The 18952-nt window shown below is 74.8% G+C and carries 18 protein-coding genes; 6 read left to right on the top strand and 12 right to left on the bottom strand.

Going from position 1 to position 18952, the window contains the following annotated elements:
- Nucleotides 1-2 precede the first annotated feature (2 nt).
- Nucleotides 3-1064: a 3-oxoacyl-ACP synthase III family protein gene (locus AC2TEW_RS21280; protein ID WP_484624913.1), complete on the bottom strand. Its 1062-nt coding sequence runs from the start codon at nt 1062-1064 to the stop codon at nt 3-5.
- Nucleotides 1065-1490: 426 nt separating this feature from the next.
- Here AC2TEW_RS21280 and AC2TEW_RS21275 point away from each other — a divergent pair, with 426 nt between their 5' ends.
- Nucleotides 1491-2102 carry a response regulator transcription factor gene (locus AC2TEW_RS21275; protein WP_484624912.1) on the top strand — a complete coding sequence of 204 codons (612 nt, stop codon included), beginning with the start codon at nt 1491-1493 and terminating at the stop codon, nt 2100-2102.
- Here AC2TEW_RS21275 and AC2TEW_RS21270 read toward each other — a convergent pair.
- Both AC2TEW_RS21270 and AC2TEW_RS21265 read right to left on the bottom strand, forming a co-directional pair.
- Nucleotides 2086-3024: a hypothetical protein gene (locus AC2TEW_RS21270; protein WP_484624911.1), complete on the bottom strand. Its 939-nt coding sequence runs from the start codon at nt 3022-3024 to the stop codon at nt 2086-2088. The genes AC2TEW_RS21275 and AC2TEW_RS21270 overlap by 17 nt on opposite strands.
- 144 nt (nt 3025-3168) lie before the next feature.
- The gene (locus tag AC2TEW_RS21265) at nt 3169-3363 is read right to left on the bottom strand and encodes a LapA family protein (RefSeq protein ID WP_484624910.1); all 195 of its coding nucleotides are present in this window, start codon (nt 3361-3363) and stop codon (nt 3169-3171) included.
- Nucleotides 3364-3588: 225 nt separating this feature from the next.
- Between AC2TEW_RS21265 and AC2TEW_RS21260 the strand changes: the two genes are divergently transcribed.
- Nucleotides 3589-5124, top strand: a complete 1536-nt coding sequence (locus AC2TEW_RS21260) for an aminotransferase class I/II-fold pyridoxal phosphate-dependent enzyme (protein ID WP_484624909.1) — start codon at nt 3589-3591, stop codon at nt 5122-5124.
- Between the two features lie 116 nt (nt 5125-5240).
- On the opposite strand, the gene AC2TEW_RS21255 is transcribed toward AC2TEW_RS21260, so the two are convergent.
- Nucleotides 5241-6161 (bottom strand): LysR substrate-binding domain-containing protein, encoded by a 921-nt coding sequence (locus AC2TEW_RS21255; RefSeq protein ID WP_484624908.1) that lies wholly within the window; start codon nt 6159-6161, stop codon nt 5241-5243.
- A gap of 352 nt (nt 6162-6513) precedes the next feature.
- The gene (locus AC2TEW_RS21250) at nt 6514-7371 is read right to left on the bottom strand and encodes an MBL fold metallo-hydrolase (RefSeq protein ID WP_484624907.1); all 858 of its coding nucleotides are present in this window, start codon (nt 7369-7371) and stop codon (nt 6514-6516) included.
- A 231-nt stretch (nt 7372-7602) separates the two neighbouring features.
- Between AC2TEW_RS21250 and AC2TEW_RS21245 the strand changes: the two genes are divergently transcribed.
- Both AC2TEW_RS21245 and AC2TEW_RS21240 read left to right on the top strand, forming a co-directional pair.
- On the top strand, nt 7603-9930 hold the full coding sequence (locus tag AC2TEW_RS21245) for an FUSC family protein (protein WP_484624906.1): 2328 nt from the start codon (nt 7603-7605) through the stop codon (nt 9928-9930).
- 566 nt (nt 9931-10496) lie between these two features.
- Nucleotides 10497-11267 carry a hypothetical protein gene (locus AC2TEW_RS21240; protein ID WP_484624905.1) on the top strand — a complete coding sequence of 257 codons (771 nt, stop codon included), beginning with the start codon at nt 10497-10499 and terminating at the stop codon, nt 11265-11267.
- A gap of 267 nt (nt 11268-11534) precedes the next feature.
- On the opposite strand, the gene AC2TEW_RS21235 is transcribed toward AC2TEW_RS21240, so the two are convergent.
- Together AC2TEW_RS21235 and AC2TEW_RS21230 are read right to left on the bottom strand one after the other, a co-directional pair.
- Nucleotides 11535-12325, bottom strand: a protein-coding gene (locus AC2TEW_RS21235) for an IS5 family transposase (RefSeq protein ID WP_484624904.1) whose coding sequence is annotated in 2 segments (ribosomal slippage) — nt 11535-12010 and nt 12010-12325 — 792 coding nt in all. Because the reading frame shifts where the segments join, the coding sequence is not laid out codon by codon here.
- Between the two features lie 224 nt (nt 12326-12549).
- Complete coding sequence (locus AC2TEW_RS21230; RefSeq protein WP_484624903.1) at nt 12550-12777, bottom strand: DUF6924 domain-containing protein; 228 nt, start codon at nt 12775-12777, stop codon at nt 12550-12552.
- Nucleotides 12778-13027: 250 nt separating this feature from the next.
- On the opposite strand from AC2TEW_RS21230, the gene AC2TEW_RS21225 reads away from it, so the two are divergent.
- Both AC2TEW_RS21225 and AC2TEW_RS21220 read left to right on the top strand, forming a co-directional pair.
- Nucleotides 13028-13393, top strand: a complete 366-nt coding sequence (locus tag AC2TEW_RS21225; RefSeq protein WP_484624902.1) for a gamma-glutamylcyclotransferase family protein — start codon at nt 13028-13030, stop codon at nt 13391-13393.
- The gene (locus tag AC2TEW_RS21220) at nt 13386-14015 is read left to right on the top strand and encodes a DUF309 domain-containing protein (RefSeq protein ID WP_484624901.1); all 630 of its coding nucleotides are present in this window, start codon (nt 13386-13388) and stop codon (nt 14013-14015) included. Before AC2TEW_RS21225 ends, AC2TEW_RS21220 begins: the two co-directional genes overlap by 8 nt.
- Nucleotides 14016-14202: 187 nt before the next feature.
- Here the strand turns inward: AC2TEW_RS21220 and AC2TEW_RS21215 are convergent, their stop codons facing one another.
- The 5 genes from AC2TEW_RS21215 to AC2TEW_RS21195 all read right to left on the bottom strand — a co-directional run bounded on the left by AC2TEW_RS21215 (nt 14203) and on the right by AC2TEW_RS21195 (nt 18661).
- Complete coding sequence (locus AC2TEW_RS21215) at nt 14203-14640, bottom strand: hypothetical protein (protein ID WP_484624900.1); 438 nt, start codon at nt 14638-14640, stop codon at nt 14203-14205.
- Complete coding sequence (locus AC2TEW_RS21210) at nt 14637-15071, bottom strand: MarR family winged helix-turn-helix transcriptional regulator (RefSeq protein WP_484624899.1); 435 nt, start codon at nt 15069-15071, stop codon at nt 14637-14639. The genes AC2TEW_RS21215 and AC2TEW_RS21210 overlap by 4 nt, the downstream gene beginning before the upstream one ends.
- Before the next feature lie 101 nt (nt 15072-15172).
- The gene (locus AC2TEW_RS21205) at nt 15173-16456 is read right to left on the bottom strand and encodes an APC family permease (protein WP_484624898.1); all 1284 of its coding nucleotides are present in this window, start codon (nt 16454-16456) and stop codon (nt 15173-15175) included.
- A 195-nt stretch (nt 16457-16651) separates the two neighbouring features.
- The gene (locus AC2TEW_RS21200; protein ID WP_484624897.1) at nt 16652-16921 is read right to left on the bottom strand and encodes a GlsB/YeaQ/YmgE family stress response membrane protein; all 270 of its coding nucleotides are present in this window, start codon (nt 16919-16921) and stop codon (nt 16652-16654) included.
- Nucleotides 16922-17071: 150 nt separating this feature from the next.
- Nucleotides 17072-18661, bottom strand: coding sequence for an MFS transporter (locus AC2TEW_RS21195; protein WP_484624896.1), 1590 nt, complete (start codon nt 18659-18661; stop codon nt 17072-17074).
- Nucleotides 18662-18952 lie beyond the last annotated feature (291 nt).

Here is an 18952-nt window from a genome sequence, read left to right as displayed (position 1 = left end):
GTTCAGACCCCCAGATGGGTGATGGTCGCGGACAGGGCGCCGGTGACCAGCCCGGAGGCGGCCGGGACCAGCAGGTAGCGGGCGCCGCGGCGGGCGGTGCCGGCCTTCAGGTGCCGCTGCAGTGCCAGGAAGTGGGAGGTCGTCGCGGTGTTGCCGAACTCCTCGACCACCGACAGGGATTGCGGCATCGGGGTGCCGAACTCGGCCTCGCCGGTGCGGTTGGCGTACTCCACGAACCGGGTGCCGACCTGGTGCTGGATGATGTAGTCGAACTCCTCGTCCGCGAACGTCCGTCCGAGCTTGGCGAGTTGGTCCCGGTGGAAGGCGGGCCACATGCGCAGCCGGTCCTGCTTGTGCATCTGCCGGTTGTCCGTGTAGAGCGCGATGCCCTCGGTGCGGTCGCTGGGCATGCCGAGGCACAGGTGCGCGTACTCGGCGCAGGTCATCAGGTCGATGGAGTGGATCCGGTCCGCGTCGTCGACCGCGCGGTCCAGCACCACGGCCGCCGCCGAGTCGCCGACCGACAGGGAGGCGAACTGCGGGTCGTAGGAGTCGGCGATCTCCCGGGCGGCCGTCTCGGCCACCTTGGTGGCCTGCTCGCCGCTGACCACCAGGCCGGTACGGACGGCGCCGGACCGGATCATCCGGTCGAGCAGGTGGACGCCGGTCATCATCCCGGCGCAGGCGTTGGAGACGTCGAAGTGGACCGCGCGGCGCGCCCCGAGCTCCTTGGCCAGCATCCCGGCGAAGGAGGGTTCGAAGTAGAAGTCGTCGCCGTCCTTGAACCGGGTGATGGAGGCCGAGACCACCACGTCCAGGTCGGCGGGGTCGTAGCGGGAGTGGGCGAGTGCGTCGCGGGCGGCCTTCAGGGCGAGCCCGAACGAGTCCTCACCGGCCTCGGGCCGCGGGTCGTAGACCCGGCGCTCGGCGACGCCGGTGATCCGTTCCAGGTCCACGTCCGGCATCGCGGTCACGGAGGCGAGCAGCTCCCCGGTGGACCGGACCGTGGATGGCATGTGCGCGCCAAGGGCCTCGAAGCGACTGCCCCGTGCGTCGGAGGTCATCTTTCCTCTTTCATCTGCTCGACGGTCGGCGGAACCCCGCTCGGACCGGACCCGTCGGCGGCGCCGGGCAGGCGTCCGCAGCCCGGGCGGGCCCCGGGGTCGGGTCGAAAGGCGACGCCGACGGCGGACGGGCCCTGCGGCCGGTCATCTGGTCACAACGGAACGTTACCTGACGGTATGTTGCCGACGGGTAACCGGAAGTGATTCAGTGATGACTGTCACTCAGATATGACAGAAGCACATGCCCGGGCACGCCCGCACCCGCCGGCACCTCCCGCAGCGGCGCGGGCGGCGCGGGCGCCCGGCGGAGGGCCGGGCGCTCCGGGTGCCGCGGCCGGGCGCCGGGTGAAGACTGGGAGGTGCGAGGGCGGCCGGCCCCCGTGGCGGACCGGTACGGCGCGGCCCGCCCGTCCCGAGGTCCCACCCATGAGTGCTGAACCGATCCGGGTCGCCGTCGTCGGCGACTGCCCGCTCTACCGGTGCGGCCTGACCGGGGTGATCGACTCCGCCGCGGACCTGGAACTCGCCGTCGACGCACGCGGCGCCGAGGAGGCCGAGGACCACCTGAAACCCGGCGACGTGGTGCTGCTGGACCTCCAGCTCCGGCCCTCCTACCTGGCGGCCGTCGTCCACCGGCTCGCCGAACGCGGCGCGGCCGTCCTGGTGCTCTGCTCCGACGAACAGGGCGCCATCGGGCCGTCGATGCAGGCCGGCGCCCGCGGCTGCCTCAGCCGGCAGGCCGGCGAACCCGAACTCCTCGCCGCCGTACGGCTGGTGGCCGCCGGCTGCGAATACGTCTCGGCCGTGCTCGCGGTCCGCCCCTGGTCACAGGCCGTGTGCCGGGTGACGGAACGTGAACGGCAGATCCTCGAACTGCTCGCCAACGGCGAGACCGACCACGGCATCGCCGAACGCCTCGGCATCAGCGAACACACCGTGCACTCGCACCTCGACCGGCTGCGCGACAAGATCGGCTCCCGGCGCCGGGCCGACCTCACCCGGTTCGCCATCGCCAACGACATCATCCCGGGCCGCTGACCGTACCCCGCCCCGGCGCGGCCGCCGCCCAGTAACCCGGATCCGCCGTCGTCCGGGCCCGCAGGTCCGCCCGCACCCGGGTGGCCAGCCTGCCGGTGTCCCGCCGGTTCAGCATCGCCCCGATCCCCGCACCCACCAGCATCGGGATCATCGACGGCAGCTTGCGCAGCGTGCTGCGGGTCAGCCGCTTGCGCACCTTCTGGCGGACCTCCGCACCGACCGCCAGGCCCGCCAGCGCCACCGCCCCCGACGGGTGCGACAGGGCGGAGGAGTCGATCCCGCGCCGGTCGGCCCAGGCGGTCACATAGGCGACCGTCCGCTGCGAGGCCGTCCCGGTGGCCGGGACCCCGTACACCTGGTGCAGTTCGGCGATCAGCTTGATCTCGACCGCCGCCACCACCAGCGTCTCCGCCGCGATCTCCACCGGCATCGCGGGCGGCACCGGCAGCATCGCGGCCGCCCCGATGCTCGCCCCCACCGCACCCGAGGCCCGCAGCGCACCGGTCACCAGCAGGTCGGCCAGCGCCTCCGGCCCGTCCGCCCCGGGGTGCTGCGCCCGCATCGTCGCCAGGTCGCGGACCGGGATCCGCGGCGCCTGCACCAGCAACCGGTCCGCCAGCGCCCGGCTGCCGTACCCCGCGCCCTTGGCGGCGGACGTCCCGCCGCGCCCCAGGGCCCGGGCCGTGCTCGCCACCAGGTCGGCGGTGCGCCGTACGCCGCGCTTGCGGGCGGTGGCCGACTCCTCCTCCAGCTCCGTGGAGAGGGCGGCGAGTTCGCCCGCCGCGGCCTGCGGGCCCACGGCATCCGCGGGTGGCGGGCCGGACGGGCCGGCGGGGGAGGAAGCGGCCGGGGAGGAGCCGGCCTCGGAGGAGCCGGCCGGGTCAGGATCGGGCGGTCCGGAGCGCCTGCGGAGAAGTCCCATGCCTGTGCCTCTACCCGGACGCGACGGCGGCACGCGGCCGCCGGCCGTCCGGCGGTGGACGACGGGTCTGCGGTGAGCGGGTCCGTGGGTGGACCGGTCCGTGGGTGGACGGGTCCGCGGTGCGTGGGAGCCGGCCGCCCCGGTTCAGCGTCTCGCCCGCCGGCGGGCCAGGAACCAGCCGATCACCAGCCCGGTCAGCAGGGTGACGGTCAGGACCACCCAGAGCGGGAGGGTGACGGTCGGCACCCACAGCCGGATCGACACCGACTCGGTGTTGACCGCGATGAACCAGACGGCGAGCACCGTGAGAACGCCGATACCGATCGTGCGGAGCCGCATTTCCCGACCCTTGACCGACAGCGTCGACGGGGGGTGCGACTCAGAGGTTTTCCGCGCCATGCTCCCAGTATGAGCCGATTCGTCCCATCGGTCCCGGCCACGGCCCGGGACCGGGAATCGGCGGGCACCATCGCCGCCCGTCCCCCCGAGCTATAGAGAAAACCTGGACCTCTGCAGAGAACTCCCAGGTTCCGGCGCACCCCGGCGGCTGCCAGCCTCGACCTCGTGACTCACTCCGGCACCACCAGCCCCTCCCAGCACACCGCCCCCTACGCGGACGCCCTGCTCGCCGTCACCGGCGCCGACTGGCAGCGCCTCAACGTCCCCGGCCACGGCGCCGACGCCGGCCGCGCCACCGGCCTCGCCGCCCTGTTCGGCGAGGCGCCGCTACGCCTGGACGTACCGCCACTGGTCGCCGGCATCGACCTGGGCCCGGACAGCCCGCTGGACCGGGCCCGCAGCCTGGCGGCCGAGGCGTGGGGAGCACGCCGCAGCTGGTTCCTCACCAACGGCGCCTCGCAGGGCAACCGGATCGCCGTCCTGGCGGCCCGCTCGCTCGGCGACACCCTGGTGGTGCAGCGCAGCGTCCACTCCAGCGTGGTCGACGGACTGGTGCTCTCCGGGCTACGGGCCGCCTTCGTCCACCCCTCGGTCGACCCGGCGCTGGGCATCGCGCACGGCGTCACCGCCGCCGACCTCGCCGAGGCGCTCGCCGCCCACCCGGACGCCGCCGCCGCGTACGTGGTGACCCCCAGCTACTTCGGCGCCGTCGCCGATGTCGAGGCACTGGCCGCGACCGCACACCGGGCCGGCGTCCCGCTGATCGTCGACGAGGCCTGGGGATCACACTTCGGCTTCCACCCGGCGCTGCCCGCCGGCGCCCTCGCACACGGCGCCGACCTGGTCGTCTCCAGCACCCACAAGCTGGGCGGCAGCCTGACCCAGTCCGCGATGCTGCACCTCGGCGAGGGGCCGTTCGCCGACCGGCTGGAGCCGCAGCTGGAACGGATCTTCCACCTCACCCAGTCCACCAGCGCGAGCGCCCTGCTGCTGGCCTCGCTCGACCTCGCCCGGCGGGCCCTGGCGACCGGCGGGCCGGCCATCGGCGAGTCCGTCGACGCGGCCGACCGGATCCGGGCCGGCGTCCGGGCGGGCGGCCGGTTCGCCGTGGTGAGCGACGGATTCGGCGCCTTCCCCGACATCGTGGCCGCCGACCCGCTGCGGGTGCCGATCGACACCCGCAGCGGCGGGATATCCGGCCACCACGCCCGCAGCCTGCTGCTGAGCGAGCACCGGATCATGGTCGAGGTCGCCACCGACTCGGCGATCGTCGCGGTCCTGGGAGCCGGCTCCGCCCCCGACCCGGACCGCTTCCTGGCCGCCCTGCACGCACTGCCGGGGCTGCCGCCCGTACCCGCGGCGCCGCCGGCCGGCCCCTCGGCGCCTTCGCCCGGCGCGGGGGCGGCGTCCGGGATCCGGCTGCCCGCGCCCGGGCCGGTCCGGCTGACGGCCAGGGAGGCGTTCCTCGCGCCGAGCGTCACGGTGGCCGCCCACCGGGCGGTCGGCCGGGTCAGTGCCGACACCCTGGCCGCGTACCCGCCGGGCATCCCGAACGTACTGCCCGGCGAGGTGATCACCCGCGAACTGGTCGACTTCCTCCGGCACACCGCCACCACCCCCGGCGGCCACGTCCGCGGCGCCGCCGACCCCGGCGTCACCACGGTGCGGGTCGTCGCCGAGGACCCCGCTCCGCGCAGTTGACCGCGCCTGGGCCGCTAACCACTCCCGGGCCGCTGACCCCCCCCCCCGGGCCGTGCCGGACGGCGGACCCCGGCCCGGCGTTCCGGGTTCGGCGTTCCGGGTCCGGCGTTCCGGGCTCAGCGGTCCGGTGCGGCCCCGCCGTCCAGGACGGCAGCTTGCGCCTGAAGGGCGGCGAGCAGCGTCCGGGCGGCCTCCAGCACCCCGGACCGCGGTATCGCGACGCCGATCTGGCGGGTGAGCGCCAGACCGTCCAACTCGCGGACCACGATGTCCTCCCGCGGCCGGCCGAGCCCGAGCCGCGGGACCAGCGCCACCCCGAGACCGGCCGCGACGAACCCCTGCATCACCCCGTAGTCGTCGGTGCGCAGCGCGTGCAGCGGCTCGAACCCCTCGCGGGCGCAGGCCCGGCTGAGCAGCCGGTCGCACGGGTCGGCGTCGGTGGTGCCGACGATCCAGCCCTCGTCGCGCAGGGCGGTCAGCGGTACGCGCTCGGCGGCGGCCTGCGGATGGCCGGCGGGGAGGATCAGCAACAGCGGATCGTCCAGCAGCCGGTGGACGGCGAAGTCCTCGTCCAGGCCGAGCCGGTCGCCGGGTTGGGAGAACACCAGCGACAGGTGGAGTTCGCGGTTGCGGAGCGCGGAGAGCAGCGCCGGGAGTTCGCCCTCGGTGAGCGAGATCCGCACGCCGTGGCCGTGGACCTGCCGTACGGCGGGCGGCAGCAGCAGCGCACCGGCGGTCGGGAAGGTGCCGACCCGCAGGGTGACCGAACCCAGGTCGACGAGACCGCGCAGCTCCTGTTCGGCCTGTCCCACCCGGGCGAGGACGGCCTCGGCGTGCGGCAGCAGCGCCTCGCCGGCCTCGGTCAGGGTGGCGCCGCGCGGGCCGCGGTCGACCAGGCGGGTGCGGAAATGCGCCTCGAGGGTGGCGAGGTGGTGCGTCACGGTGGGCTGGCTGTGCCGCAGCGACCTGGCGGCCGCGGCGAGCGACCCCTCCCGGGCGATGGCCCGCAGGACGTGGAAGTGGCGCAGTTCGAGCACGGCGGGCCTTGCTGTGGGGTGCTGACGCCGGAGGACCGGCCGGGCGCCCGGCCGTCGCCCCGGGCGGGCAGGATTCCGGCAGCTTAGGGCAGCGCACCGCCCGCCCGGCCCGCGGACACGCCGCACCGCCGCGGCCGCACGGCCGCGCCCCCGCGGACGCCCGACGGGGTGGCGCCCCCGGGTGCAGGTCGACGTCGTCGTGCCTGCGCCGCGCCGTCAGGGGCGGGCCGGGCGGCGGTATGGATCGCCGGACGGTGTGCCGCGGGCGCCGCGCGCGGCGAAGGCCGGCGGTCGGACCGGTGCGCCGCCGCCGTTCCGCTGTCGCGCGGCCCGGGCGCCGGCGGGGCCGGCCTCAGCGTGGCTGCCGGGCGCCGGCCGTCGTGTCGTGGGCGCCGCGCAGGCGGTCGAAGTCGTACGGGTCGTGCGCCGCGAACAGGTCGATCTCCGTACCGTGGCCGCGCGCGAGTTCGCGCAGCCGGTCCCGGTTGGCGAGCCGGGCCCGGTGGTCGGTCGCCACCAGGCGCTGGAAGGCGGCCAGGCCCGGTGGGCAGCCGGGGGCGGTGGGGGAGACCTCGCGGTGCGAGAAGTAGGCGTCGCCGCAGTGCAGCAGCCACCCCCCGCCGGGGCGGCGGACCGCCACGCCGCAGTGGCCCCGGCTGTGCCCGGGCAGCGGGACCAGCACCACCTCGGGGACCGCCGCCGCCAGCGGCCGGGCCGCGGCGAAGCCGTACCAGGCCTCGCCGTCCGCGCGGTGCTCCACCCAGCGCGGGCCGTGCGCCCACTGGGCTGGGCGGTAGCGGTCCCGCTCGCCCCGGGTGGCCCTGACCCGGGCCGCCCGCAGTTCCTCGGCCAGCACATGGACCTCGGCCTGCGGGAAGTCGCCCAGTCCGCCCGCGTGGTCGAGGTCGAGGTGGGTGACCACGATGTGCCGGACGTCCTGCGGGTCGTACCCGAGGGCGCGCACCTGGTGCACGGCGGTCCGGGCGGGCGAGAGGCGCGGCCGCATCGCCGCCCGGAAGGCGAGGCCCAGCCGGGCCGGGTCCGCGACGTCGCCGGTGCCGAAGCCGGTGTCGACCAGCAGCAGCCCGTCCCCGGTCTCGACCAGCAGGCAGTGGCCGACGATCCGGGCGGTCAGTGCGCCGCCGCTGCCGAGCAGCGCCCGGCCGCCCGCCGGGCACATCCCGGCGCAGTCGAGGTGATGGATGGTCAATGCCGCCTCCGTCAGGTGCTTCGACGCCCACCGTCGAGCAGGGGCCCACTGTCCCGGCTCACCACCCGTCCCGTCCAGTACCGGGCCGCACCGCGCAGCCCCCGCACCGCGCAGCCCCCGCCCGGCACCCCTCCCGCCCGGTCCGGCCCGCCCCGCGCCCGAACGGGCGAACTCGCCGCCGTACGCCCGCCCCTCACGGCCGCCGGCCCGCCGCTCCCCGACCCTGGGCAGATGGACACCGCCCCCGAGCGCCCCGCACCGCCCGGCCGGACACCCGCACGCCGCCGCCTACGGGCCGCCGCCGCGGAGCTGCGGCACGGCACCGCGCCGCTCCCGGCCGCGGCCCGGCGGGCCGTACGGGTGACCGCCGCCGCCTGCGCCGGGTTCTACGGGTGCCTGTACGGGCTGGACCTGCCGGTGGCGGCCACGTACGCGCTGTTCGCCGCGGTCGCGCTGGCCGGCCTGTCCCGGATCCCGGGCACCGGCCGGCAACGCGCCTCGGTCATCTGGCGGATCCTGCCCGCCAGTTGGCTGCTGATCAGCCTCGGCACGCTGCTCGCGGTCCGCACCTGGGCCGCGGTCCTCGGCATGCTGGTGATCGGCTTCGTCCTGGCGTTCGCGGCGGCCGCCGGCCCCCGCCCGGCCGGCGCCGCCCCCGGCCTCCAACTGCTCTACATCCTCCCGTGCTTCCCGCCGTACGAGCCGCACACCCTCGGCGACCGCCTCGGCGGCGCCACCCTCGGCCTGCTGCTGCTGATCGCCGCCGAGACCCTGCTGCTGCCCGACCCGGCCGGCCCCACCTACCCCGCGCTGATCGCCGACGCCGCCGACCTGGCCCGGCGCTGCACCGGCGAACTCACCGCCGCGCCCTGCGCCCTCTCCGCCGACACCCGCGCGGCGGCCGCCTCGGCCGGCCAGGCCCTGCGCCCGTCCCGCACCCCGGAGGCCGAACGCCCCGCCTCACCGGGCGTCCGGGCCCGTGCCCTCGCGGACGCCGGGTGCGCGGCCCGGGTCCTGCTCGCCCGCCTCCTCGAAATGCCCCCGCTGACCCCGCTGACCCCACTGACCCCGCCCCGCGACCCGGTCCGCCCCGACGGCACCGCCGACGCCGACTCCGACGCCGGTACCGCGACCGATGCCGCCGCCGGAGCCGACACCACCGCCGACGCCGGTGTCGAACTGCTCGCCGCGGTGGGCGCCGCGACCGACCGGGCCGCCGCCGCGCTGCGCGGCGGCCCTCCCGCCCGGCCCCAGGACCTCGAACGGGCCATGAAGCACTTCCGGGCCGGCCGGGCGGCCCGGATCGGCGGCCTGCCCACGTCCGGTGCCGGCCTCGCGGCGGCCATGAGCCGGCAGGCGGACCTGCTGGAGGCCGCCGACGCGGCGCTGTTCCTGCTGCGCGCCGTCGACGTCGCGGTCCTGGGCCGGCACGCGCCGACCGGGGCGCCGGACGGACCGTTCTGGTACTCCCACCAGCCGGTCGTGCGGCTCTGGTGGCGGCGGCTGTCCGCCCACCTCAGCCCGCGCTCGGTCTACTTCCAGAACGCCGTCCGGCTCAGCGTCGGCCTCGCCGCCGCCCGCGCGGTGGCCGGCCTGGTCGGCCTCCCGCACGGCTTCTGGGCGCTGCTCGCCGCCCTCACCCTGACCCGGACCACCGCCGTCGAGACCCGCAACGGCGTCCGGCGCGCGCTCACCGGAACCCTGCTCGGCGCCGCGGTCGCCGCCGCGCTCCTGGTCACGGTCGGGCACCGCACCGAGGTGTACGCCGCCGCGCTGCCGCTCGTCATGCTCGCCACCTTCAGCTTCGGCCCGGTGCTCGGGCTCGGCTGGGCGCAGGGCATGTTCACCGTGGTGGTCTCCCTGGTGTTCGCCCAACTGGCCCCGGCCGGCTGGCGGCTGGCCGAGGCCCGGGTGCTCGACGTCCTGGTCGGCAGCCTGATCGGACTGGGCATCGGGCTGCTCGCCTGGCCGCGCGGCGCCCGGGACGAGCTGCGCCGGGACGTCGGGCTGCTGTTGCACGCGATCGGCCGCACGGTCGCCACGACCACCGCGGCGGTCGCCGCCGGACACCGCGACCCCGGGCCGGTCGACAAGGGCCTGCAGCACGTCCTGATCATGGCGGAGTCGACCTACGTCCAGTACCGGAGCGAACCGCAGCCCGCCACCGCCTCCGGCATGGACTGGCAGGCCGCCCTGATCGCCGGGCACCATGCGCTGCGCGGCGCCCGACGGCTGCTCGGCCCGGCCGAGCTGCCCGAGGGCGCGGCCCCGGGACCGGAGGCCCGCGCCTGGCTCACCCGCCGGGCGGACGGGCTGGCCCACCGCTTCCGGACGGCCGGCGAACAACTCGGCGTCGGCCCCACCCGCGCCACCGCACCCCCACCCCCACCGGACCCCGGCCCCCCGCGACCCCCCGGGCACACCTCCGGCCGCTCGACCCCGCCCGCCGCCCTCCCCGTCCTGTTCGACACCGACGCCTGGCTCCACGGCCTGGCCGCCGACCTCTCCCGCATCACCCCCGCCTTCGCCCACGACCCCGACCACCCGGCCCCGGGCTGACCGCCCGCCTTCGCCCACGACCCCGACTCCTGCCTGCGCATGGTTGCGTCCGTAACCTAGCGACCGCCTCGTCGCGCCCACCGTCGCACCCCGGTGTCTGCCCAGCGGCCGCCCGAGTGAGCTGCCATGGTCCGACTCCTGGTGAACCCGCCCACGCGAGTGTCGTAACCTCGCTGCGGTATTCAGCAGATGGTGACCGTGGGTGACTGTTTGCAGTGTGCCGGCCTTCAGGCGGCCGCTGGCGCGAGTGGCGAGCTTGCCGGTGGTGGCCAAGGACATCTGCGACGACGGATGCGGGCATCTCCAGGATGTGTCGGCGGGACGCCGTCGCCTGACCGCAGGTGGTGGGCCTGCCGAGGTCGTTGATCAAGGTGCCCGGTGCGAAGGGGGGTGCAGCAGCCGCGTGGTCCAATCGGTCGTTTCTGGCGTCCGGCGCTGCGAGTTTTGGTAGTGAGGTTAATGACGCTGGCGCTGACATCTCCTATTGGGTCTGGATCCAGACTGTCGGCCCCACAAAAATTGACACACAGTCACCTTGGCGCTTTCTACAGGCCGGAGAGGGGACCATGACCAACGAGGCGACACCCATGACGGCGAAGGAGTCGGCCGCCAAGCAGTGGGTCGAGGCGCAGAAACGCAAGGAAGGCGAGCGTCGTCGGCGTGCCAAGGACGAGGAACGGCGCAGGAAGCAGACCTCACAGGCCAGCGCGGACACCGTCGCCGCACTTCAGGCGAAGGCTGCAAGGAAGCGGGAAGAAGCTGCCAAGGCCGCCAGGGCGGTCGCAAGGGCCCTCGCTGACGAGCAGGCCAGACAGGAGAAGGCGGCCAGGAAGGCTGCTGAGAAGAAGAAGGCCAGGGCCGCGAGGGAAAAGCAGCAGGCCGAGCACAAGGCCCGTGTCCAGTACATTCGAAAGCCAGCCAGGAAGCCGAACCAGAGACCTGTCCAGGCGATCCATCCCGGCACCTACTCGTACATGCTCATGAAGAGACACGCCGCCCGCATGGATGCCGAGCAGGCGGCGATGTTCGCCGAAGAGCTGCGCCGCAACGGCATTGAGCTGCGGCCAGCCGCCCCGCGCCCCGACCGCGCGCGGAGGAGCGTGCCGTCCGCAATTCCGGCGCAGAGCGCTTGGAGGGCCCAGGCACTTCCCGAACTGGACCGCGAGCGCTACGAAGACCCGGTTCCCGATCCCGCTGTGGCCATGGAAGCGAAGCTGCGCGGGGGCGGAAGTGTTCCGTTGCCTCCTGATACGCCGCAGGGGCGGGACGACGATGACGAGTGGCGGCCCCACGACCGGCGTGGACCGTATGGGCAGCGTCGGCGCCGCAAGAACTGATCGAGCAACCTGGCCGAGCTGCTGCCGCTGACCATGGGTGCGCCGGCCGGTCCGTTCGTTCTGCGGGAGCAGGATTGTTGCTGGCGTGCTCTTGTATTCAATTGCCGCCAGTTTTCCCTAGGCCCCAACCTACTGTCGTAGTGGCAGTCGAGAGCGACCACGGCGACGGGCAGGCTGGTCTGCCCGTCGGCCTGGGCAGAGCTGGCGAAGACGGATTGCGTAGCCGTTGCCGACGTCAACTAATTTATGTAAGAGCTCGTAACACGATCACGCCGCTGGCTTGTTGAGCCTTCTCCAGCAGATCAGCGCACACGCGAGCGAGATGAGCGAGTCATGCAGTTCAAGGCGGCGTTCCCAGCGGACGGCGAGGCGCTTGAACTGGTGGAGCAGGGCGAAGGTCTGCTCCACCACGTAGCGGAGCTTCCCGAGGCCACGGATGTCTGGTTCGCCGCGCCGGGAGATGACGGGCACGATCCGGAGCCTGACCAGCTCCCGCCTGACGTGCCCGCTGTCGTAGCCCTTGTCGCCGAGCATGGACCTGGGCCGCTTGCGGGGGCGCCCCGGCAGGCCGGCCACGGGCGGGACCGCGTCGACCAGCGCGAGAGCCTGGGTGATGTCGGGGACGTTCCCGCCGGTGGTGATGACCTTCAGCGGTGTTCCGTTGCCATCGCAGATCAGGTGGTGCTTGCTGCCCGACTTGCCGCGATCGACCGGCGACGGGCCAACCCCGGCGCCCCCCTTTTCGCGCGCACATGGGAGGCGTCCACGCACGCGCGTGTCCAGTCGATCCGCCGGGCCGCATTCAGCTCCGCCGGCAGTATCCGGTGGACCTGGTCGAAGACTCCGGCCTCGGTCCACCGGCACAGCCGCCGCCGGCACGCCTGCCCGGAGCCGAACCCCAGCTCCGGCGGGAGCTGCTGCCAGGTGATGCCGGTGAACAGGACGAACAGCACTCCCTGGAGGCACAGCCGGTCGTCCACCGGCCGAGGCCCCGGGGAGCACTCCGGCCATGGCGGGAGCACCGGCTCGATCAGCGCCCACAACTCGTCATCGACCATCCACGGTGCACTCACGCCACCACCAACGGACGAATCGTCACACCGGACACGGCCCACCAGCTCACATCCACGAGATCGTGTTACGAGCTCTAAGTGAGTGGATGAACGCAGAGGAGAGGGATGGCGCCAGCGGCGTGCCCTTCTCGCGTGCCGCCGCGGCGGAAGAAGCTCCCCGTCCGTGCCGGCGGAGCCTGCGAGCGATCAGTCGTCGAGGTGGCAGCGGGTCACCCGGCCGCGAAGCTCCGGAAGGCACCCGATGCATCCAGTGAGGCGGCGAAGTAGGAGAAGGGCCTGTTGGCGATCGTCAGATTGGCGGAGACAACCGAATGCCAGCGAGGCGGGACCCCTAACGTCCAGTCATGTTGCTCGTACGTGTCGACGGCCAGGAGGAGTTGCTCCGTCCCCGCCATGATGGCCGTGTCTGCGACGAACAAGTTTGTGGAGTCGGTCATGGCCACCAACCGGAGGCGTTCGCCGCGATGAGGGCTTGAATGTCTGACCCGTCGAACTCCATGTCGGCAGCGGTGTCCGTCCGCAGGGCGAGCGACGTCAGATCGTCGGCTTCGGTCAGAGGAATGCGGGCAATCTTTCCCCTGCCCGGACATCTGCACCAGGCCCGCTGCCCGGCCGGACTCCGCGCCCGCGTAGGCTGACCGGCAACTGCGCCGTCCCGGTGAGCCGTTCGCGAAGGAGCTGGCACGCATGGCCGAAGAGGCGACCCACCTGCTGTTCTCCTACGGCACGCTGCAGCAGGGCGAGGTCCAGCTCGCCCGCTTCGGCCGCCTGCTCGACGGCCGCCCCGACGCCCTGCCGGGCCACCGCCTGGACCACGTCCGGATCACCGACCCCGAGGTGATCGCCGCCAGCGGCAGCGACCTGCACCCCCTCGTGGTGGTCTCGCCGGACCCGGCGGACGCCGTCGACGGCAGTGTCTTCGCCATCACCGACGCGGAACTCGCGGCCGCCGACGACTACGAGGTGGACGACTACGTCCGGGCGGAGGTGGCGCTGTGCTCGGGCACCCGGGCCTGGGCCTACCTGGACGCGCGACAATCGGGTCATGAGTGAGACGTCCCCCGAGGGTGGCGACCCGGCCTGTCTGCTGAACCGGGTCTGTGATCGGTGCGGCCGCCTGCGGGCGAGCCCGGACGCCGTCTGCACCGGCTGCGGCGCCGCCCCCGCGACGGCCGCCGGGCCCGCCTCCCGCGCCCCGGGCGCCCGGCCCGGCCGTGACCGCGACGCCGCCGGCCGGGCCCGCAACGGCCGGCCCCGCGACGGGCTCGGGCGCCCGCTGCCGTACGGGGAGCAGGGCGTGATGCGGCAGCCGGAGGGCGTCATCCGTTCGGCCGAACGGACCCTGGCCGAGGCGCAGCGGCTGATCGACGCCGGCCGGCCGTTCCACGCCCACGAGGTGCTGGAGGACCGCTGGAAGTCCGCCCCGGAACCGGAGCGGCCGCTGTGGCGGGCCCTCGCGCAGTTCGCGGTCGGCCTGACCCACGCCGCCCGCGGCAACGAAGCCGGAGCCCGCGCCCTGCTGTCCCGCGCGGCCGAGGGCTTGGCCCCCTTCGCGGCCGACCCGCCGTACGGCACCGACCTGGCCACCCTCGCCGGGTGGGCCCGGCACCGGTCCGCCGCCGCCGACGTTCTCACCCTGCCGCCGGTCCCACCCCTGGTGCCCTCCGGTCACTAGCGCACGGATCCGGAGCACGATCCGGAGCAGGACGGAGGCGGCGAGGGTGACTGCGGCGGCGCGGCCGTCCCGGGCGCCCTGGAGCCCCGCGCCGCGGATCCGGGCAGCGTCGGGCCGATCGGTCCCGCCCGGACGGGCCGCTACCGCGGGGAGCCGGCGGCCGCCTGGCCCGGCTGCGGCGCGCACCTCACCGAGGTTCCTCCCCGGACTGCCGCCGCTCGGTCTCGTCCCAGGGGAACGGGGCGAGGTCGGGCTCGACCCAGCCGGTCCTGGCCGGTGCGCCGGCCAGCGTCGCCGGACGGTAGAACCGGCTCAGCAGGCGCTTGTCGAGCAGGGCGGGGTGGTGGTCGGCGAACGCGGTGAAGTCGTCGTCGGTGCGACCGGCCGCGTGGTGGCCCACCAGTTCGACCCAGGCCCGGCTGACGGTCGCGTGGTACTTCTGGGGCGCACCCGCGTAGCGGGCGGTGCGCCGGATGCCGTCGCTGACCAGACCGACCGCTGCGGGCACGCCGAACCGTCGCACGGCCAGCCAGGTCAGATGTACGTGCTCGCGGTGGCCGAACTTCCCCGAGGCCGCGGTCGCTTCGGCCATCAGCGCGTCGAAGTCGGCGGACCGGCCGGTCATCCGGACACCTCGGTGAGGGCTTGCAGCGCGACGCGCAGGCCGGCGATCGCCTCGGTCGGCAGACCGCGGAGCGCGCGCTGCTCGAGGTCGGTGACGGTCTGGCGGATCGTGGCGGCGGCCATGCGGCCGGAGGGCGTGAGTTCGATGAGTACCGCGCGGCGGTCCCCCGGGCGGGTGCCGCGGGTGATGTGGCCGCGGCGTTCCAGACGGTCCAGCACGCTGGTCAGCGTGGTGGGGCGGGTGCCCGCGGCCGCGCCGAGTTCGGAGACCGTCCGGCCCCGGCCGTCGGCGAGATTTGCCAGCGCGTTGATCTCGGAGGGGGTCAGGTCCAGGTCGACGAGTTCCGCGGCGAGCACGTGCAGGGTGGCGTGGGTGGCCCGTTGCAGTGCGAGCAGGGGCGACCACTCCGGTGGTACGGATTCGTACTTCATGAAAATGGACCATACGATTTCGTAGTACCTGGAGCAAGTCGGAGCCCGCCTGCGGGTGCGGCCCCCGGCCCCACCCGCCCGCGGCCCCGGACCGGCAGCCGTCAGCTGCGGTCCGCCGCGGCCGCGCGCAGCCCGTACACCGCCGCCCCCGCCGCCAGCACTGCCGCGCCGGCCAGCACCGAAGCGGTCGGCAGCGTGAAGGCGAGCGTCAGGCAGCCCAGCATCCCGATCACCGGGACCGCCGCGGGTGGCCGGCGTTCGGCGGGGGAGAGGGTCCAGGCGACGGCGTTGGCGACGGCGTAGTACGCGAGCACGCCGAACGAGGAGAAGCCGATCGCGCCGCGCAGGTCGGCCGTGCCCGCGAGGAGGGCGACCACCGCGCCGACCGCGAGTTCGGCCCGGTACGGGACGCCGTGGCGCGGGTGGACGGCGGCCAGCGTTCGTGGCAGGTGCCCGTCGCGGGCCATCGCCAGGGTGGTCCGGGAGACCCCGAGGATCAGCGCCAGCAGCGAGCCCGTCGCCGCGATCACGGCACCGGCCCGCACCACCGGGACGAGACCGGCCGCGCCCGCCGCCCGGACCGCGTCGGCCAGCGGCGCCGCGGCGCCCGCCAGCCGCTGCGGCCCGAGCACGGCCAGGACGGCGACCGCCACGGCCGTGTACACCAGCAGCGTGATGCCCAGGGCGAGCGGGATCGCCCGCGGGATGGTGCGGGCCGGGTCGCGGACCTCCTCGCCGAGGGTGGCGATCCGGGCGTACCCGGCGAACGCGAAGAACAGCAGCCCGGCGGCGCGCAGCACACCGCCCGCGCCGCCGGGGTCCCCGGAGCCGTCGAGGTGGCCGAGGCCGAGGTTGGCGGCGTCGGCGGTACCGCCAACCAGGCAGGCGGTGACCACCGCGGCCAGCACGGCGAGCACCACCGCCACGATCACCCGGGTCAGCCGGGCGGACTTCTGCACGCCCGCGTAGTTCACCGCGGTCAGCGCCACCACCGCGGCCACCGCCACGGCGTGCGCCTGTCCGGGCCACAGGTACGAGCCGACGGTCAGGGCCATCGCCGCGCAGGAGGCGGTCTTGCCGACCACGAAGGCCCAGCCGGCCAGGTGCCCCCAGAACGGGCCCAGCCGCTCACGGCCGTAGACGTACGTCCCGCCGGAGGCCGGGTAGCGCGCGGCCAGCCGGGCGGAGGAGGTGGCGTTGCAGTACGCGACCACCGCCGCGACCGCCAGCGCCGGCAGCAGCCCGGCGCCGGCCGCACCGGCGGCGGGACCCAGCGCCGCGAACACGCCCGCCCCGATCATCGACCCGAGACCGATCACCACCGCGTCGGCGAGGCCCAGCCGCCTGGTCAGCCCGGTCGTGCCGGTACCCGGCTGTGTCGTCATCGCTGTTCCCTCCCCGGCGGTGGTCCGCGCCGCAGGGTAGCGGAGCGAGGTGTCCCTTCGGTGCGGCCCGGGTGCCGGGGGGTACGCCGAGGCCCGCCGCGCGGGGTGCGCGGCGGGCCGTCCGGCCTTCCCGGGCGGGCGGCAGAGCCGGCGGCCGGATCGGCGTGCGGATCGGCGGCCGGGTCGCCCGCCAGGTCAGCGGCCGGCGCTCCGGCGTCCCCAGGCCGGTGCCACCAGGCCCACCAGCAGTACGGCGAAGCCGATCTGCAGCAGGTGCCGGATCCAGTCGATGCCGCCGGTGTGCCGGACCCCGATCCAGCCGGAGACGGCGTTCCCGAGCAGGGCGCCGGCCGCGCCCAGGAGCATGGTCAGCCACCACGGGATGGACTGGGGGCCGCGCAGGAGCAGCTTGGCCAGCAGGCCGAGGACGAAGCCGATCAGCAGAATCCACAGCAGTTGGAACACGATGGCCTCCGGTCAGTCGTCCGCGCCGCCGCTGCTCAGCGGAGTGTCATGATCAGCATCGCGCGGGCGGCGGGATTCGGCACGTCCGGACCCGGCCCGGGCCACCAGGGGGAGCGGGGCGATCAGGGCCGGGCCAGGTCGGCACCGTGGCTACGGCGCCGGGTGCGGGACCGATTCGGGCACCTCGGAGGCGGCGGTCACCCGGGTGCCAGGGTGGAGCCTGGCGCAGAGGTAGGCGACCACCAGGGCGGCGGCCATCCCGATCAGCACCGGGCGGTTGGCCTCGGCGAAGTCGACCTGGATCTGCCGCAGCACCGAGCTGTCCACCCCCGCGGGGGCGCCGGCCCCGCCGCCGTGGCCGGTGATGCTCTGGGCGATCCGGTCGGCGGCCGACCGGGCGGGTCCGGCGGCCAGGCCCTGGGCCTCCAGGGTCTCCTGGACCCGGTCGGTGAGGGTGTGCAGCAGGACGGTGCCGAGCACCGCCAGGCTGACGCTGGCGGAGTAGTTGCGGACGGTCTGGGTGATACCGGTGACCTCGCCGTACGAGCGGCCGATGGCCCGGTTCACGGCGTCGGTGGAGGCGGGGGTGAGCAGCAGGCCGATCCCGGCGCCGGCCAGCACGATGTACGGCCACTGGGCGCCCAGCGACAGGTCGGTGATCTTCACCGCCCAGAGGGCGAAGCCGACCGCCCCGACCAGGGTGCCCAGCAGCATCGGCGGCCGGGCGCCGCGCCGGTCGAGCATCCGGCCGCCGATCTGCGAGGCGGGCCCGAACCCGGCGAAGAACAGCAGCAGGTAGAGCCCGGCCTCGTTGGGGGAGTAGCCGAGCGAGACCTGCGCGTAGACCGAGGCGAAGAAGAACACCGGGACGAACGCCATCATGGCGAAGAAGAGCACGGCGTTGTCGACCGAGAACGCCCGGTCCCGGAAGATCTGCATGCTGATCAACGGATGGTCGGTGCGCAGTTCGACGACCACCAGCAGGGCCAGCACGGCCAGGCCGCCGATGATGCACAGCCAGGTCAGCGCGGAGTCCCAGCCCCAGGTCTGCGCCTGCTGGAGGCCCAGCACGCTCAGGCCCATGCCGACCGCGACCAGCGCGGCGCCCCGCCAGTCGATCGGTTCTGGCCGCGGCGTGTTGCGGATCCGGGCGAGCAGGGTCAGCACGACCGCGACCACCGCCACCGGCACGTTGACCCAGAAGATCGCCCGCCAGGTCCAGCTGGTCAGAATGCCGCCGAGGATCGGGCCGAGCGCGGTCAGCCCGCCCGAGACGCCGAAGAACAGGGCCAGCGCCCGGCCCCGGCGTTCGACCGGGAACACCTCGACCACCACCGCCAGCGCGGCCGGGAACATCAGTGCCGCGCCGAGCCCCTGCACCGCCCGGAAGACCACCAGCCAGGCCAGCGCGGCGCCGCCCTCGGGGACGGCACCGCACAGCGCCGACGACACCACGAACACCACCGTGCCCACCAGCATCATCCGCCGGTGGCCGAGGACATCGGCGACCCGGCCGCCGAGTGCGAAGAACGCCGCCAGCGAGAGCAGGTAGGAGTTGACCACCCACTGCATCCCCGAGGAGGACAGGCCGAGTTCCCGGATGATGCTGGGCGCCGCGATGGACACGATCGTCTGGTCGATGAACGTCATCGACACCGCGAACAGCATCCCCGCCAGCGCCAGCGGCTGACTCGTCCCGGCCCTGCCGGACACCCCGCTCCGGGAACTCACGTCTCGCATCCGCCTTCCGTCCGTCCGCCGACCGTGCGCCGCGGCCCGGTCCGAGCCTGCCCGCCCCGGCGGCGGCGTACCCGACCGGCGCGTCGATGTCATGCGGATGGCGGTCACCCCGGCGGACTCCGCGGCCGCGCCCCGGGGCCGGCCGGCGGCCGACGGAGCGTCAGGGAGACCCGGCACGACCCTGACAGGTGTCAGGTACCGGGCACCGGGAGGCGGTGGTTCTCTGGTCGTGGGGGGGGCAACAGGGGAAAAGCGGACCCCCCACCCCCAGCCACCCCCCCCACGAGGGGG

The organism is Kitasatospora sp. NEAU-CNBT7 (genome assembly GCF_057220535.1).
This window is presented reverse-complemented; position numbering and strand designations above follow the sequence as displayed.